This is a genomic window from Methyloversatilis universalis EHg5, assembly GCF_000378945.1.
GTDB classification, from domain to species: domain Bacteria; phylum Pseudomonadota; class Gammaproteobacteria; order Burkholderiales; family Rhodocyclaceae; genus Methyloversatilis; species Methyloversatilis universalis_A.
In genome coordinates this window covers 569161-582820 of sequence record NZ_KB900539.1, presented here as the reverse complement: position 1 = coordinate 582820, position 13660 = coordinate 569161, and the positions used below count along the sequence as shown (strand labels likewise).

At 62.0% G+C, this 13660-nt stretch carries 12 protein-coding genes and 2 tRNA genes; 5 read left to right on the top strand and 9 right to left on the bottom strand.

Features of this window, described 5'->3' with window-relative positions:
• Window positions 1-45: 45 nt before the first annotated feature.
• Window positions 46-1209, bottom strand: coding sequence for an alkaline phosphatase family protein (locus METUNV2_RS0102645; RefSeq protein ID WP_018227969.1), 1164 nt, complete (start codon window positions 1207-1209; stop codon window positions 46-48).
• Between the two features lie 72 nt (window positions 1210-1281).
• On the opposite strand from METUNV2_RS0102645, the gene METUNV2_RS0102640 reads away from it, so the two are divergent.
• Both METUNV2_RS0102640 and METUNV2_RS19795 read left to right on the top strand, forming a co-directional pair.
• A tRNA-Ile gene (locus METUNV2_RS0102640) sits at window positions 1282-1360 on the top strand.
• 445 nt (window positions 1361-1805) lie between these two features.
• Window positions 1806-2366, top strand: a complete 561-nt coding sequence (locus METUNV2_RS19795) for a hypothetical protein (protein ID WP_157281283.1) — start codon at window positions 1806-1808, stop codon at window positions 2364-2366.
• A 250-nt stretch (window positions 2367-2616) separates the two neighbouring features.
• Here the strand turns inward: METUNV2_RS19795 and METUNV2_RS0102635 are convergent, their stop codons facing one another.
• From METUNV2_RS0102635 to METUNV2_RS0102610, 7 genes are all read right to left on the bottom strand, one after another.
• Complete coding sequence (locus METUNV2_RS0102635; protein WP_018227968.1) at window positions 2617-3024, bottom strand: hypothetical protein; 408 nt, start codon at window positions 3022-3024, stop codon at window positions 2617-2619.
• A 426-nt stretch (window positions 3025-3450) separates the two neighbouring features.
• On the bottom strand, window positions 3451-6114 hold the full coding sequence (locus tag METUNV2_RS0102630) for a hypothetical protein (RefSeq protein ID WP_157281280.1): 2664 nt from the start codon (window positions 6112-6114) through the stop codon (window positions 3451-3453).
• 23 nt (window positions 6115-6137) lie between these two features.
• Window positions 6138-6404 (bottom strand): helix-turn-helix domain-containing protein, encoded by a 267-nt coding sequence (locus tag METUNV2_RS20305; RefSeq protein WP_157281277.1) that lies wholly within the window; start codon window positions 6402-6404, stop codon window positions 6138-6140.
• A gap of 113 nt (window positions 6405-6517) precedes the next feature.
• Window positions 6518-6799, bottom strand: a complete 282-nt coding sequence (locus METUNV2_RS0102625) for a hypothetical protein (RefSeq protein WP_018227967.1) — start codon at window positions 6797-6799, stop codon at window positions 6518-6520.
• Between the two features lie 104 nt (window positions 6800-6903).
• Window positions 6904-7692 carry a hypothetical protein gene (locus tag METUNV2_RS19790; protein ID WP_157281275.1) on the bottom strand — a complete coding sequence of 263 codons (789 nt, stop codon included), beginning with the start codon at window positions 7690-7692 and terminating at the stop codon, window positions 6904-6906.
• 273 nt (window positions 7693-7965) lie between these two features.
• Window positions 7966-8316, bottom strand: coding sequence for a hypothetical protein (locus METUNV2_RS0102615; protein WP_026187815.1), 351 nt, complete (start codon window positions 8314-8316; stop codon window positions 7966-7968).
• A 56-nt stretch (window positions 8317-8372) separates the two neighbouring features.
• Window positions 8373-9782 carry a tyrosine-type recombinase/integrase gene (locus METUNV2_RS0102610; protein ID WP_018227964.1) on the bottom strand — a complete coding sequence of 470 codons (1410 nt, stop codon included), beginning with the start codon at window positions 9780-9782 and terminating at the stop codon, window positions 8373-8375.
• Window positions 9783-9931: 149 nt separating this feature from the next.
• On the opposite strand from METUNV2_RS0102610, the gene METUNV2_RS19785 reads away from it, so the two are divergent.
• From METUNV2_RS19785 to METUNV2_RS0102600, 3 genes are all read left to right on the top strand, one after another.
• Window positions 9932-10006: transfer RNA gene (locus METUNV2_RS19785), tRNA-Ser, on the top strand.
• 195 nt (window positions 10007-10201) lie between these two features.
• Entirely contained in the window at window positions 10202-12295 is a 2094-nt protein-coding gene (locus tag METUNV2_RS0102605; RefSeq protein WP_018227963.1) for a PEP-CTERM sorting domain-containing protein, read from the top strand.
• A gap of 193 nt (window positions 12296-12488) precedes the next feature.
• Window positions 12489-13259: an MBL fold metallo-hydrolase gene (locus METUNV2_RS0102600; protein ID WP_018227962.1), complete on the top strand. Its 771-nt coding sequence runs from the start codon at window positions 12489-12491 to the stop codon at window positions 13257-13259.
• 4 nt (window positions 13260-13263) lie between these two features.
• Here the strand turns inward: METUNV2_RS0102600 and METUNV2_RS0102595 are convergent, their stop codons facing one another.
• Window positions 13264-13608 (bottom strand): BON domain-containing protein, encoded by a 345-nt coding sequence (locus tag METUNV2_RS0102595; RefSeq protein ID WP_018227961.1) that lies wholly within the window; start codon window positions 13606-13608, stop codon window positions 13264-13266.
• Window positions 13609-13660 lie beyond the last annotated feature (52 nt).

The window sequence follows — 13660 nt, the reverse complement described above, 5'->3', positions numbered from 1 at the left end:
GCCGGCAACGCCGGGTGCGCGCCAGCGCGCCCGGCTCCCTCCCCCCTACCCCAGCGAACACGCCACGAGCGGCACCTGCATTTCCGCCTCGCTGGTGCCACCATGTACCCCGATCAGCCGGAACGGACGTTCGCCCGGCACCGTGTCCCGCAAAGTCCAGTCCGCTTTCATTTCCAGCGTCCAGTCGCCGACGCGCTCGCGAAGTCGCGGGTGCGGATCGCCCGGACCGAACCGGCCGGCGGCAAGCAGATCCGACGATTTCCAGGGTTGGCAGGCATGCTCGATATCCGCCAGGGCGCGCTCGAAATCGCGCTCGCGCCCCGGTTTCAGATGACAGAACACCGCCCGTCGTTCGCCCGACAACGGTGACGCGAGGCAATCGGCCAGGGCAGGAAAACGCTCCAGTTCCAGCAGGCGTTCGGCCGGTGCGTCGATGAAACCATGGTCGGCGGTGATCAGCAGCTGAACCGCATCGCCCTGTCTGCGGGCCACCCAGGCTTCAAGCGCGGCGTCCATGCCTCGCAACAGAGCGAGCGCCTGTTCCGACGCGCAGCCGCGAATATGGGCAAAGTGGTCGAAATCGGGCCAGTAGGCATACAGGTAGGCGGGCGGAACCGGTGCGTCCAGCGCCGCATCGAGCGCGTTGAACAGACCGTCCAGCCCATCGTAGCCGGTGCGCTGCGCACCCTCGCTGTGCCGGCGGTTGAACGGCGAATGGGCGATATCGGCAGGCGATACCACCTGCGATGCGACCGGCAGTCCGGAAAACAGCGACGGCGCACGACAGGTCAGCGCCAGCGCCTCGTCCGCCTGCATGTCCAGCGGTCCGCCGCCACGCGGCGTCACCGGCAGGATGGCGAGCACCCGCCCGTCCAGTCCGGGTTCGACACAGCGCACATGCCAGCCGGTCAGCCCGTGCTCGACCGGCGGCCGGGCGGTCATGAAGGTGGTGATCGCGGTCGCGGTGGTGGAGGGGAATACCGAACTCAGGCCACGCACGATGTGCCGGCGCAGGAAGGCGGATTCCGGCAGGGACTCGATCTGCTTCAGCCCGACACCGTCCAGCACCAGCAGCACGACGGTGCGGGCAGCCCGCCAGTCGCGCACATCGACACCGGTCACACCCGGCAGGCTGCTGCGCCCACCGCGGGCCCGCACGATGTCCTGCATCAGATTGACGATGGACCCGCCTTCGAAGTCCGGCCACACGCGTTTCTTCCTCCCGAAATCGCCCTGCCCGGCCCGACGCCGCGGCGCTTTGCTATAGTACCGCTCCCTCACGGGCCTCTAGCTCATGCTTGGTTAGAGCAGCGGACTCATAATCCGTTGGTGCTGGGTTCGACTCCCAGGGGGCCCACCAGACTACAAGCGGCCTGCAGCAATGCAGGCCTCTTCCCCCTCAGAGTGCTGCAGCTTCATGTAGCCACTGTGTAGCCGCTTTTGTTGGAGCTGCAGCGTCCCTCTTTGGACACTGGCAGCCGACCAGCTGCCCTTGGTCATTGGCCGTCGGCCAGTGGCCAGTGACCAAGGGTAAGACAACTGCATCACCACACCAGCGCACCAAGCTGGCACGCCTTTCTCCCAAGGAGAATTGCATGCCAGGCACGATATTCTCCAGGCATATACCTTGCTTGACGGGGTGGCTTTTTTGCGGTGCAGGAAAACCTGCGCGTGCCCACCCCTCCCAAAAACCGCCGGCAACTTTTCAAACTTTTTCATTTCTCGCCACCGCTCGATGCAGAATGGTTATGACCTCAGGCTTATGCCTTGGTCAAAATTCGAGATAACAAAGAGGGGAAAAGTTGATGAAAGTGATTGGGGCTGTCTTGATGAGCGTCGGCGTGCTCTGGCTCATCTACGCGATCAACATGGAAACATCCGTAACGACAGGCGGAAACACCATCGGCGGTGAAATCATGGGTAGCGGTGAGTACGCATTTCGTACCCCCGAAATAAAGATTCCACGCCAAGAAGTCTTCAATCTAGACAAGGCGGAAACAAGACGCACTCATATAACCCTTGCCGCAATCACGCTCATTTCAGGTGTCGCGCTCTTTGGCTTTGGCACCCTGAACGGCTCATCCCTGAGCCTCTCTGCACCGAAGGACCGCAAGTGTCCCTCCTGTGCGGAGATGGTGAAAGGTGAGGCGACAGTCTGTCGCTTCTGCGGTACGAAACTTGACCCGATAACGTCGCCGGAGAAGGGTGGTTCAGCTAACGTTCTCGAAGCTTATTACGCCGCCCATCCGACACCTCAGACCGGGGAACCCACCTCATTCACTATCTGCGAAACGTGCAGGGCGACAAACGACGCTAGGGCAACAGTTTGTTTCCGCTGCGACGCTGCCCTGCAGACAGAGGCATGACCTCGTAAGCAGTCATAGGGCGCGCGTTGAGCCCTTGCAGGTATCTGCAAGGGCTCCCACGCTTCCTAGCCATAGCCGCAGGGATTTGCAGCCCGCTACGGCCAACAGGCCCACACCAACCCCGTCACGGGCCGTAGCCCACGTCCTGCCCCTGATATCAGGGTAGAGAGCCCGCAAGTGTCTCTCTCGTCTCGCTGAGGCGCAGTCCGCCCGGAATGCGCTCAATGCCATGAGTTCGCGAGAGGTCCGCTTAGGCATTGCGTGCCGCCTTGTTCATTTGGTGCAACGCTCCGAGCGTCTGCAGGAGCACCGATTGCGCGCGCAGCGCGATTGTCTGAAGTGCTTTCCGGTCTTCAGCCTTGCGCTCACCTACCGCGGCGAAGGTGTAGGCAGCCGCCACCTGCTCCAGGATGACGACCTGATCCGCAAGCGCTTCCTTGATTGCGTCATCACCCCCGACCATCAGAGCTCGATTGCGCTGCGTGAGAGCGTCCAGGGCGGACTTTCCAGCGATAAGAGGGTGGCCACCGCCCAGAACAGCCAAGACTCGCGCCTTGGCCTCCCGGTGGTCCAGGACAGGCATATCGTCAGCGGGGGCGGGCTGTGCCCGAGATTGCCGGCCAGTGGCCAGCGGTGAATCTGTCTGCTCTGCGCTCATTCTTCTTGTTCTCCTTGCGCGTGAGTTCGCCGTGAGTTTCGCGTGAGTCATCTAAAAACCCCTGAAACCCAATACTGGCAACGGTTCTCGTTGATATTACCCGTATATCCCGTGAGTCATGATTTCAAGACTCACAGAGGACCAATCGGCTGAAACCAAAGCTGGTGGCTGATCTCCAAGCAGCCCCCACCTTTTCTGTGAGTCTGTGAGTCTAGAAGTACGCTCCATATACGTGGGCGCATGCATGCGCCCTACCTGCAATGTGTGGGCTATACCTCTCTCACACGTAGGACTAGGGGTACAAACTCACAGACTCACAGAAATCACTGAAACCCAATACCAGACTGGGTTTCAGTGCCGTGAGTGATGTGTGAGTCTTGTGAGTCTGGGACTGTGACTCACAACAAACTCACACACATTGCGGTATCAGATGGCCGCTAGCGCCCAGACCGCCCCATCACGACGCGGAGCCCCAGCTATCGGCATCAGTCTCTTGCCGTCGACAACGCGCCCCTTGTGAGCCTTGAACCATGCCCCGAGTTTGCGCAGCGATATCTCACCGCGCTCGCCCGCTATTTCGTCAAAGGCTCCAAGTAACACCGCCCCAGCCCCCGCAGACTTGCTGCGGATTTCCCTGAGGGCATCCTTCAGGGTTATAGGGTCATGCCCGAAGACTTCGCCCCAAGCCCACACCACGGTTTCAAGCTCCTGCCGGTCATCATCGTCATCCACTTGCGTGATGACCGCCCCGACAACGTCCGGCAAGCCGTACCACACCACTGCACCCCTGATCAGCTCCGACCACTCGCCGAATGAACCCAGTGGTGACAGTTGCGGCTTTGCGCCGCTCACGACAAAGTCTTGCAGCACCTTCAGGGCCAGCGTTACCCATCGACCGCGATCCGCCCGGACGACAGCGACCGGGTCTCCTTGAAACTCGCGACCCATCGGGCGTGCCACCCGTGCATCAAGATTGATCGGGACCACCCTTCGCGCCAGATCAACGCCCGCTTTGATGTTGTTCCCCGTGGCGAGGAATAGACACCGGGTAGAAACCGCAACAGTCTCCGACGCACCAAGCACGCGGTCACCGTATGTCGGATTGGTAAGAATGGCGGCCAGCGTGTCGGACTTCCAATCGGAGGAGAGGTTATCGAACACGACCAAGGGCAGCCCTTCCATGAGCAGAGCAAGGAGAGACTTGGACTGCTCCTCCGAACCCCTCCCCCATCGGCGCATCGGAACATCCGCCGACGCAAACAACCCGATCAGCTCCGCCAAGAAGGTCTTGCCGCTTCCTTTCTCATAGGCAGCGACAAGGAATGCCGGCGCGGTACGCAGTGCCGGGCGTGCAACGGCCGTGAGGATTGCAGCAATGGCACACGCGCGATCCAGTTCCGACGCGAAAGGAAACTCACCCAGCAACCCGTTAAGCTCTTCCAACGCCTCACGGCCCGTGCCGGCGTACTGCGGAAAGCCACTTTCATCAAAGGAAGGCTCAAATCCATCAGCAGCCCCGACGGACCCATCTTTGATAATCGTAGGTTGCTGCGCTACCCCAACAATCTCACGCACCCCCGGCCAGTGGCCAGCGGCCGCCACACCCCTGATGACTGCATCGTCTGGTGATCCGATGCCACCAGGGTGTTTCCACTTCGCCACCTTCGACAAGAGATAGCGCAGCCGGTCATGGGACACCTCATGAAGTCTTCCGCGCTGCACCTCTACAAGCTTGCCGGACCGGACACGCAGGTCAGTGGCCAGCGGTAGCACATCGAGCGCGCTGTCGACGGACGCCGCGTGATCAGCAGGATGAACGTGAATGAACGGTCCCTCACCGTCATCGGGGGAATACAGGTCTTGCTGCAAAACCTTGAGGGACACCCCTGCTGCCTTGGCAACGTCCTTCAAGAGCCCCGTCTGCACAGTTGCAGGCAGTGACTGGTCAGCAAACACACCCCGGGCAAATTGCACTAGCTGGGACCGGTCACGCCCAGCCTCAGCCAACCGACTTGCATAGTCGGGCCTGTCTTCCCGTGCGTCTGCCTCAATCCCCCGTAGGTCTGACGTGTCGGCACCTGCAGGGAGGATGTCGACGAGGGCTGGAACGCTGAAGGCATACCCGGATTGACGCCCGACATAGCGATGCAACCGGATCAGCTCACCTTCACGCCAACGTCGGTCGTGTGCCCGGTTGTCCGATTGATGTTTCTGGCACAGTCCTTCGCATTCGAGGACCAGGCGATCGGAGTCCCATTCGAGCACGTGGGCAAGGCTCGCAAGCTGTATCGCGATCTTGTTGAAACCCTCTTCACGCGAAGGCTTATCGCCCGCCAGCAAAGGGCGCACGCAGGGCGGCGCGTCGCCTCCCCACCGCTTGCGAATCTCCGTTTCGGCCTTGGTCCATGCTGCAGGCCGCACTGGGGCGCTCTGCGCCTGCGTAGCCTGTGCACGGCTGAACACGTCGGCCAGCTTCGGCACCAGCACCGCAGGTTTGAGCTGCGGAAATTCGCGGGGCTGCGCCGTCAACTCGCTGTAGCTTTCCGGCGTGACACGCCGCGCTTCATCCACCGATAGCGGCACCTTGAACTTCCCATTGGTCCGCTCGCGGTTCGGCACGCGCCACATGCGCCCCCGACCTTGTGAATAGACGCGCAGGTCAACGCCCTCGACCCCTTGTTCGCTGTCGTCCGTGAGGTCGGCCAGCACCATTTCACGGAAAACGCGGGGCAAGTCCTTAACGGGCTCGGGCTCTCCCATGAAGCACCGCAGAGGAACTTCAATGTGGAAGCCCTTACCCCCACTTGCAAACAGCCTCAACATCTCCAGATCAACGCCAAGGGCGGCCAGGCAATCCAACATCCTGTGAAACGCGGCGATGGCGACCGCGATATCTTCGTGATCGAAGTCGAGATAGAGCGGGCCTGCATAGCGGGCGGCGTCCTCATCCCCGCAGCGGGCAAGGATGGTGCGAAACTCCGGCGGGGAATCACCCTCAAGGCACACTTGCAGTTCCTGCGGCGACACGTCCATCCAATGCGTTCCGCCTTCCGTGTGGTGCGAGTAGGAACCTTCGTCATGGAGGCCCATGCAGCTATCCCATGAGGTGCAAATCATTTCGCACCTCCCCGCAGCGCATAGACCCCTTGGAAGTGAGGAACCCCGCTTTCATCCTCTACCCACATGCGGCGAGTCTCGATATCGAACCCTGCCGCACGCAGTTCCATCACCCGTGCGGCAGGGGACATGACAGCCAGCACCGTCCGAGCCTCCGACGTTGCAATCTGTCCGTGAGCCACCAGGTATTCGAGCAACCGCCCCCGTTGGGCGGCACAGCTCAGGTCGGGCGCGTGCTCCGCACCTCTTGTTGTTTTTGTCATACCATAACCTCTTGTTTTTAGGGCTTTGATATAGCATGCTCTGCATGCCATATGCACTGTCAGAAAGAGTCCTGAAAGCCCGCCCGAGAAGCGGGCTTTCTTCTTTCCGGTTATCACTTTCGTCGCTGGGTCGTCTGTTCCTCCTTTGCTGTGGCCGCCTTCAACAGCCTGGCAACCTTTTCACGGTACTGGCTCTCTGCCGTCACGATATGGGACAGTTCGTGATGCAGATCGCGCAGGCTCTGATGCACCTGCCGGGGAAGTATTACGTTGTGGGGATCGGACATAACCGCGCTGAAGGTGGCGCGGTTGTCCTCAAGCCACCACACGAATTCCCTCAACTTCTCCACGGCAGCGTGGTGGGCGATTGGCACTAGTTCGGCGTTTCTCTGCATGGGGCGCTCCTTGATGGTTTCCACGAAAACCAAGACTAGAGAGCGCCCCGGAGAAACGGCGGATATCAGATACCTCCTATCTGATATCCGCTATCCGGTGTCGGCTACTTCGATGACGCCAGCTTCAGCGTTTGCCGCCCCACCAGCCCACTGGGCTGCGACTCCGCCGCTTGGACACTTGCCCAAGCCTGATCGAGTGTCGCGAGTTCTGCAGCCTTGTCGTCTTTACCGCGCCGACCGGGCACGCACTCAGTTACGTGTCCCTTTTCTTTGAGGTGCTTGGCTAGTGAATCAGGTCTGGTCTGTGAGAGCTCAACGACATTGGCCATAAGCCACTCCTTAACGGTGCAGCGGTGGATGTCGCCCCATGCAAGCCCTCCCTTCTCAAGCGCGGCAAGAGCCCTCTTTATCGCTCTGCCATCCACCTGACGCTCCTTACCTTCCCCTCTGTGCGACTTCCGTTGCTTTTCGGCTGAGGAAACATCTCCCAGCCACTCCCGGAGATATGGACCGACGTCGCCCAAGTCGGACAGATGGGGGCGCAGGGAATCTCTATGGACGTAGTGGTCAGTCCCCTTGGAGGAGGTCGTCGCCATCCATCGGACCCCAGCTGAGCCCATCACGCCGAAGAGTGGAGTACCGCGCCTCTCAACTTCTACCGAACGGACAGGCACAACCAAACCACACTTGATCAAAGTGTGGAGCGATGAACGCAGGCGATTGTCATTACCCCGTCCAAAAGGATTTTCTGCGCTGCACAGGGCAAGCCCAACAATGTCGTCCAGGCTCAACACGTCAGACAACGTGCCGTGCTTGGCTCGGGCAAAGAGACTTTCTTGGGACGGATTGAGGCTGTCGCCGCTGCCACTGGCAGCGGGATGGGTATTTTTCATTCTTGTTATCCCCGTTTTACTCCCCCGGTTTCGTGAAGCAGGGCAGGCGCGGAAACGGGGGGAAACGCGCTTTTCGGTCTGCAGAACCTAGCCCTCTCGCCTGAGATTACCGAAAGCGGCAAAGACAATGCAAGGGGCTCCCGGACCAACGTCCCGGACTGAAGAAGTGACACTAGGGGGAGAAAAACCAGCCGCTGAACAGGGCCGGTAGGAAGTGCATCAGGTGCTGCTGGTGCGCTATTCGTTGCGCTTGCTTCAGGTGCTACTGGGGCTTCAGGCCGCGAAAACCGCGCCCCGGTGTTCGACGTAGTTATCCGTCAGCAGTGATGCAGCAACCTCAACGTCATTGAAGATTGCTGCAGCGTTATCCAGCCACTCCTCCCCCTCCCCCATAGGCACCGCATGGGTGAAGAAGGCGTACAAGAAGACCCTTTGATACTCCAGAAAGACAAACTGCTCGCGGCCTGCATCAGAAAGCTGGTTGCAGTCTTTCAGCTTTTCCCGGACAACATTCACTGCGCGTTCGTGTGCCATCCAGGCCACGCCGGGTGCAAGCTCATCCATCATCCCGATGCGGTCAAGTGCGCTGTCATGCCGTGCGTTCAATTCGTTGAAGCGATCCACGTTGTTTCCCCATTCAATGTCTCACCGGCAACCGGCCGGTGGCGGTTCCGCCTTGATCAAGCCCCGACAACCTTGTGAAGATTCGGGGCCCTCTCATCAGGTTGCTCGATACCAGCCTGAGCCAACATCCAGCCTTCAATCTTCGTATGCCACATGCGCAGCAAGTCCAGCGGACGGCGACGGTAGTGCTTTTCCGCGATAGCGGAAGGCTTGTGGCCCATGATCTGCGCAACGATGCCGACAGGCACTTCCACCCATTCGGACAGCGTGCCGAAGGATCGCCGCAGACCGTGCAGGGTGAGAGGAGGCAGGCCGGCGGCGTCCAATGCCTTGTTGTGGGATATGCGCGGTTCCTGAAGCCTGCCGGACGCAGCGGTGGGGCTGCTGAACACCCATTGATGAGCTCTAGCCGCCCCCTCGTTTGCACGCCGGGCCCGGGCAACGGACCTTTTCAGATTCGGTCCACGGACGGGAATCGCTCTCACAGCGCCCATATCCCGGCGGGCCTTCAATTCCTGAAGCAGCTTTGCGACATAGGGGGTCAGAGGGATGGTCCGCTCCCCCTCAACCTTGTCGCGGATGGTGAGGCTCTTCCACTGGAAGTCGACATCATCCCAACGCAAGTCGACGAGTTCCTCCCGACGTGCGCCAGTCAGCAGCAACACTTGCAAGTAAGCGGAGTGAATCGGATTGGGTAAGGCGCGGACCCGCCCGAACCACAAACCTAGTTGCTCGCGCTGCAGGCAGTCATTCTTGGCCGCTTTCTTCGGTAGCTGATCGCGCACGCTGCGAACCTTGCAGGCGTCCACATGCACCTGCTCCGCAAGGTGCTCGGAGCTTGCACACCAGTTCAAAAAGGCCCGCAGCAGGCGGAAAGCCAGTGCAGCATGAGTCGGGCGCTTCACTATCTCGAATGACAGCCAGACCCGCACAGCTTCAGCGTCAATCCGGTTCAGGGGGCGAGACAGCAGAGGACGCAAGATGCCGGGCTTGGTTGTGGTGCCTTCGCCGGGTCTGCGGCCACGCGTCTTTGGTTTGCCACCCTCGGTCGTCATGACGTAGTGGTCGGCCAGACTACGGGGTGTCCATTTAGGGCTGCGGGCTTCGATGTAAGCAGCCCAGGCATCAAGCGCGAGGGCATCAGTGCGCTGCGCCCTTTCCCGCTCCCCCTCCAAGGCTTCAAGGCGTTGCTTGCGCTCTTGGGCGGGGTCTATGCCTTGGTCAACCAGGGTTTGCAGCCTGCGCGCTTCAGCCCTCGCATCGGCGATATCCCACGCTTGCACGCTGCCGATTGTCTGGCGGACCGTCTTTCTGTGCAGCTTGGCCTCAAAGATGAAGGACTTGCTGCCGGCAGTCGCACGGACCGCCAAGCGGGGCGCTTCCGTGTCCCACAGGAAGGCCTGCTGCTTGTCGGCAGGGCAGACGAATCGGGCGATTCGATCAAGGGTCAGGCGCTCTCGGTTCATGGTGCCAAACGAGCTACTACGATCAATCGGCGGTTACATCATGTAGCCATCGTGTAGCCAAAACCATAGCACCAACAAGAGGGGTTCACAATAACGCGAGCCATCTTTTTCATATAAATCATTTGGTTGAAACGAACGTACAAAGAGCAGGGTAGCTGATGAGCATCCATTTTCGCGGACTCATAATCCGTTGGTGCTGGGTTCGACTCCCAGGGGGCCCACCAAGCATTCCCAATACTGGCGCGGGTTTCAGAACAATCGCCAGTTCTGAAGGGTGCGCACTGTTCGCACTATTCTGCCGGATCGACCCGTGTCCAGGGCCGCTGTAAGCCGCCCCGACACCCCCGAACAGGGGGCTGCGCGGCAGGGTTGTCGCGGTTAAGGTTCGCTCGTGTCCATTCGTCGAGTGAGTCGCCGCCGTGCCTGCCTCCACATCCGCCCCGCACACCCGCCTGCGTCGTCTGAGCGCGCTCTGCGCCGCACTGTTTGCCGGTGCCGGCCTGTCTGCGCCCCTGGCCGCGGCCGACTATGTCTGGCTCGGTCAGGCCGACACGCTGTGGAACACCAATAACCGCTCGGTCGGCGGCACCACCTACTGGAACTGGTCGCCGAGCGGCCCGCCGACCCACTACCCGGCATCGCGGGTATTCATCGACAACGACCCGTCACGCAACAGCACGGTGCAGATCGCACCGCCCTATGCGGTCACGCCCAGCCCCTACTGCACCCAGCGCATCGATTGCGCGGCCTTCGGCGGTTCGGCCACCCATCTGGCCATCGACGCAGGCGACACGCTCATCATCGGCGGTTCGGCCGCCTTCAGTGACGCGATCAACTACAGCTTCGGCGACGCCCGGCTCATCGTCAGCGATCCGGGCGGCGGCGCATCGCTGATCAACAACGGCACGCTGCGCCTCAGTTCCGATGGCCGGCTGGCGCTGCTGGGCATCAGCGGCACGGTCACGCTGTCCGGCAGCGGCAGCACGCTGCTCGGCAACGGCTACGCCAACGAACGCGCCACCTTCAACGACAGCCAGATCATCTACGGCGCCAGCACCGACGCCAATACGCTGGTGATCGCCCAGGGACACACGCTGCGCGGTGCCGGCAAGCTCGGCTACAACGGCAATCTCGCCAGCGGCCGTCTGTCGGTCGTGAACCAGGGCAGCGTGGTGGCGGACAACGCCGGCAGCTTTCTGATGATCAGCGGCCTCCTGACCGGCAATCCGGCCTCGCCCTACTCGACCCTGCATTCACTGGTAAACCGCGGCGACATGCGCGCCGAGAACGGCAGCCGCATCTGGATCACCTCGGCCATCGACAATGCCGGCGGCCTGATCGAAGCCCGCAACGCGTCGTCCATCGATCTCGGTGCCGCGGTGTACGGCGGCACGCTGCGCAGCACTGGCAGCGGGCGCATCTACACCGACGGCACCAACGCTCTGGCCACCTTCTTCACCGGCGTCACCATCGAAGGCCGGGTCGAAGCGACCTCGGGCAACGAAATGAATTTCGGATGGAACGGTGCCAGCAGCACGATCACCAATAACGGCACGCTGGCCTTCGGCCTGGCGCATCCGCGCGACGTGAGCCCGACCACCTACGCCAAGCTCCGCCTCTACGGCGACACGCTGCTGGCCGGTACCGGCCGGGTCGAATTCACCGATGACGCCGGCAACGTGCTGGATTACTACGGCAACTACATCGGCCGGGTACCGGTGCTGACGCTGGGGGCGGGCCAGACCTTCAGCGGCGCGACACGCATTCGCGGTGCGGTAGTGAACCGGGGCCTGATCGAAGCGAACACCGCGGTCAATCCGCTGCTGCTGGACAGCTCCGGTTCGCTGGTCAATGAAGGCCGCATGGTGGTGTCCGGCAGCGCACCGGTGGGCTTCCAGACCAATGGGCAATTCCGCAACCAGGGCGAACTGCGGATCGAAGCCGGCAGCACCTTCTCTGGCTTGATGACCCAGACCGCCGGCACAACCACGGTCATGGGCACCTTCGCCGGCAACATCATCCTGCAGGGTGGTGTGCTCAAGGGCACCGGCAGCATCACCGGCAACGTGAGCAACAGTGGTGGCATCTTCGCTCCGGGCACCTCGCCCGGCACGCTTACGCTGCAGAACTATACACAGACCGCAGGCGGCGAACTGGTGCTGGAAATCGACGGCGACGCGCCGTCGCAGCGCGATCACCTGATCATTCTCGGCAACGCCAGTTTCTATGGCGGCCGCATCGTGATCGATCTGGGCGAATACACCGGCACCGGCGCGGTCAGCTTCGCCGACCTGCTGTCGGTGGGCGGCACGCTGCGCCTGGCCCATCCGGTCACCGGTGCCGGCGCGGTGATCGACGTGATCGGCCTCGCGCCCGGCCGCACCGCACAGGCGAGCTGGAACGGCAGCACGCTGGGCCTGAGCATCGCCGCCGCGGTGCCGGAGCCGTCGGCCTATGCACTGATGCTGGCCGGCCTCGGCCTGATCGGACTGGCGCGCCGCCGCAGCGCATGAACGGCCCGGGCGGCGCTTGACCCCGATCAAGCGCCGCCGGCAGACCGGCGGGCACAATCACGCGCGGTCCGCAACGGACCGCCGTCAGCACCCGCGACCACCCTTGTCATGATCGGCGCCCTCAGCCGCGGGACCCGGGGCCTGCTGATGCACAACGTATGATGTGACATTGGCATCGGCAGGGAGAACGATCATGGCGGTGGAGCTGTTCAACGACGGCAGGCATGTGTGCCTGGCCTTCTACGATCTGGTGGACGAAGGCGCCGATCACGCGGTGCAGTGCAACCAGTTCCTGGTGGTGGATGGCGACCACGGCGCGCTGATCGATCCCGGCGGCAACATGACCTACAGCGGGCTCATGATGGCGATGCAGCGCTACTTCTCGTCGCGCGATCTCGATCTCATCCTCGCTTCGCACGCCGACCCGGACATCATCGCGTCGATGAACAAGTGGATGGTGAGCACCTCGTGCAAGGTGATGATCTCGAAGCTGTGGGCGCGCTTCCTGCCGCACTTCACCACCGGCCGCGACTACACCGACCGCATCATCCCGATTCCCGACCAGGGCATGCGCATACCGCTCGGCCAGATGGAAATGCTGGCACTGCCCGCGCATTTCATGCACTCGGAAGGCAACTTCCAGTTCTACGACCCGGTGTCGAAAATCCTGTTTTCCGGTGACATGGGCGCATCGATGATCGGTCATTCCGAAGCGCTGCCGCCGGTGGCCGATTTCGACGCCCACATCCCGCACATGTTCGACTTCCACCGGCGCTACATGGTGGCCAACAAGATCTGCCGCTACTGGGCGCAGATGGTGCGCGGTCTGGACGTGCAGATGATCGTGCCTCAGCACGGCGCGCGCTTCGAAGGCCCGGCCATGGTGAAGCGCTTCGTCGACTGGATAGAGAACCTGCCCTGCGGCGTCGACCTGATGACGCAGGCGCACTACGCAGTGCCCTGACGCCTCAGCGCCCGGCCAGTTCCAGCCCGTTGTCGACCGCCCGCACGCCGGGTACCGAGGCGGCCGTCTGCAGGATGCGTGCGAGCTGCGAAGCGTCCTGAACCACACCGCCCAGCGTGACCCGGCCGGCATGGGCACTGACCGCCACATAGCACCCGCTCAGCGAACGATCGGCCGCCAGCGCGCCGCGTATCGCATCGCGCAGGCTGCGGTCCTGGTCATCCGATCCGGGGTCGGGCAGCACCGGACGCGCCGCTTCGACAAAACCGGCGGCCTGTGCCGGCGGGCAGATACCGTAAGCCAGTGCGGTGGTCGCCAGCAGCGTGGCGATGGTGTGTCTTTTGATCATGGAAGCTCCCACAGGTGACATGCCGTGCCTGTTCAGCACGGTGCATGCCAAC

Excerpts from the sequence above, each read along its gene's own strand:
- METUNV2_RS19795 (WP_157281283.1), top strand. The coding sequence starts at position 1,806 with ATGAAAGTGATTGGGGCTGTCTTGATGAGCGTCGGCGTGCTCTGGCTC.
- METUNV2_RS0102630 (WP_157281280.1), bottom strand. The coding sequence starts at position 6,114 with ATGGGCCTCCATGACGAAGGTTCCTACTCGCACCACACGGAAGGCGGA.
- METUNV2_RS19790 (WP_157281275.1), bottom strand. The coding sequence starts at position 7,692 with ATGAAAAATACCCATCCCGCTGCCAGTGGCAGCGGCGACAGCCTCAAT.
- METUNV2_RS0102595 (WP_018227961.1), bottom strand. The coding sequence starts at position 13,608 with ATGATCAAAAGACACACCATCGCCACGCTGCTGGCGACCACCGCACTG.
- METUNV2_RS0102625 (WP_018227967.1), bottom strand. The coding sequence starts at position 6,799 with ATGCAGAGAAACGCCGAACTAGTGCCAATCGCCCACCACGCTGCCGTG.
- METUNV2_RS0102600 (WP_018227962.1), top strand. The coding sequence starts at position 12,489 with ATGGCGGTGGAGCTGTTCAACGACGGCAGGCATGTGTGCCTGGCCTTC.
- METUNV2_RS20305 (WP_157281277.1), bottom strand. The coding sequence starts at position 6,404 with ATGACAAAAACAACAAGAGGTGCGGAGCACGCGCCCGACCTGAGCTGT.
- METUNV2_RS0102635 (WP_018227968.1), bottom strand. The coding sequence starts at position 3,024 with ATGAGCGCAGAGCAGACAGATTCACCGCTGGCCACTGGCCGGCAATCT.
- METUNV2_RS0102610 (WP_018227964.1), bottom strand. The coding sequence starts at position 9,782 with ATGAACCGAGAGCGCCTGACCCTTGATCGAATCGCCCGATTCGTCTGC.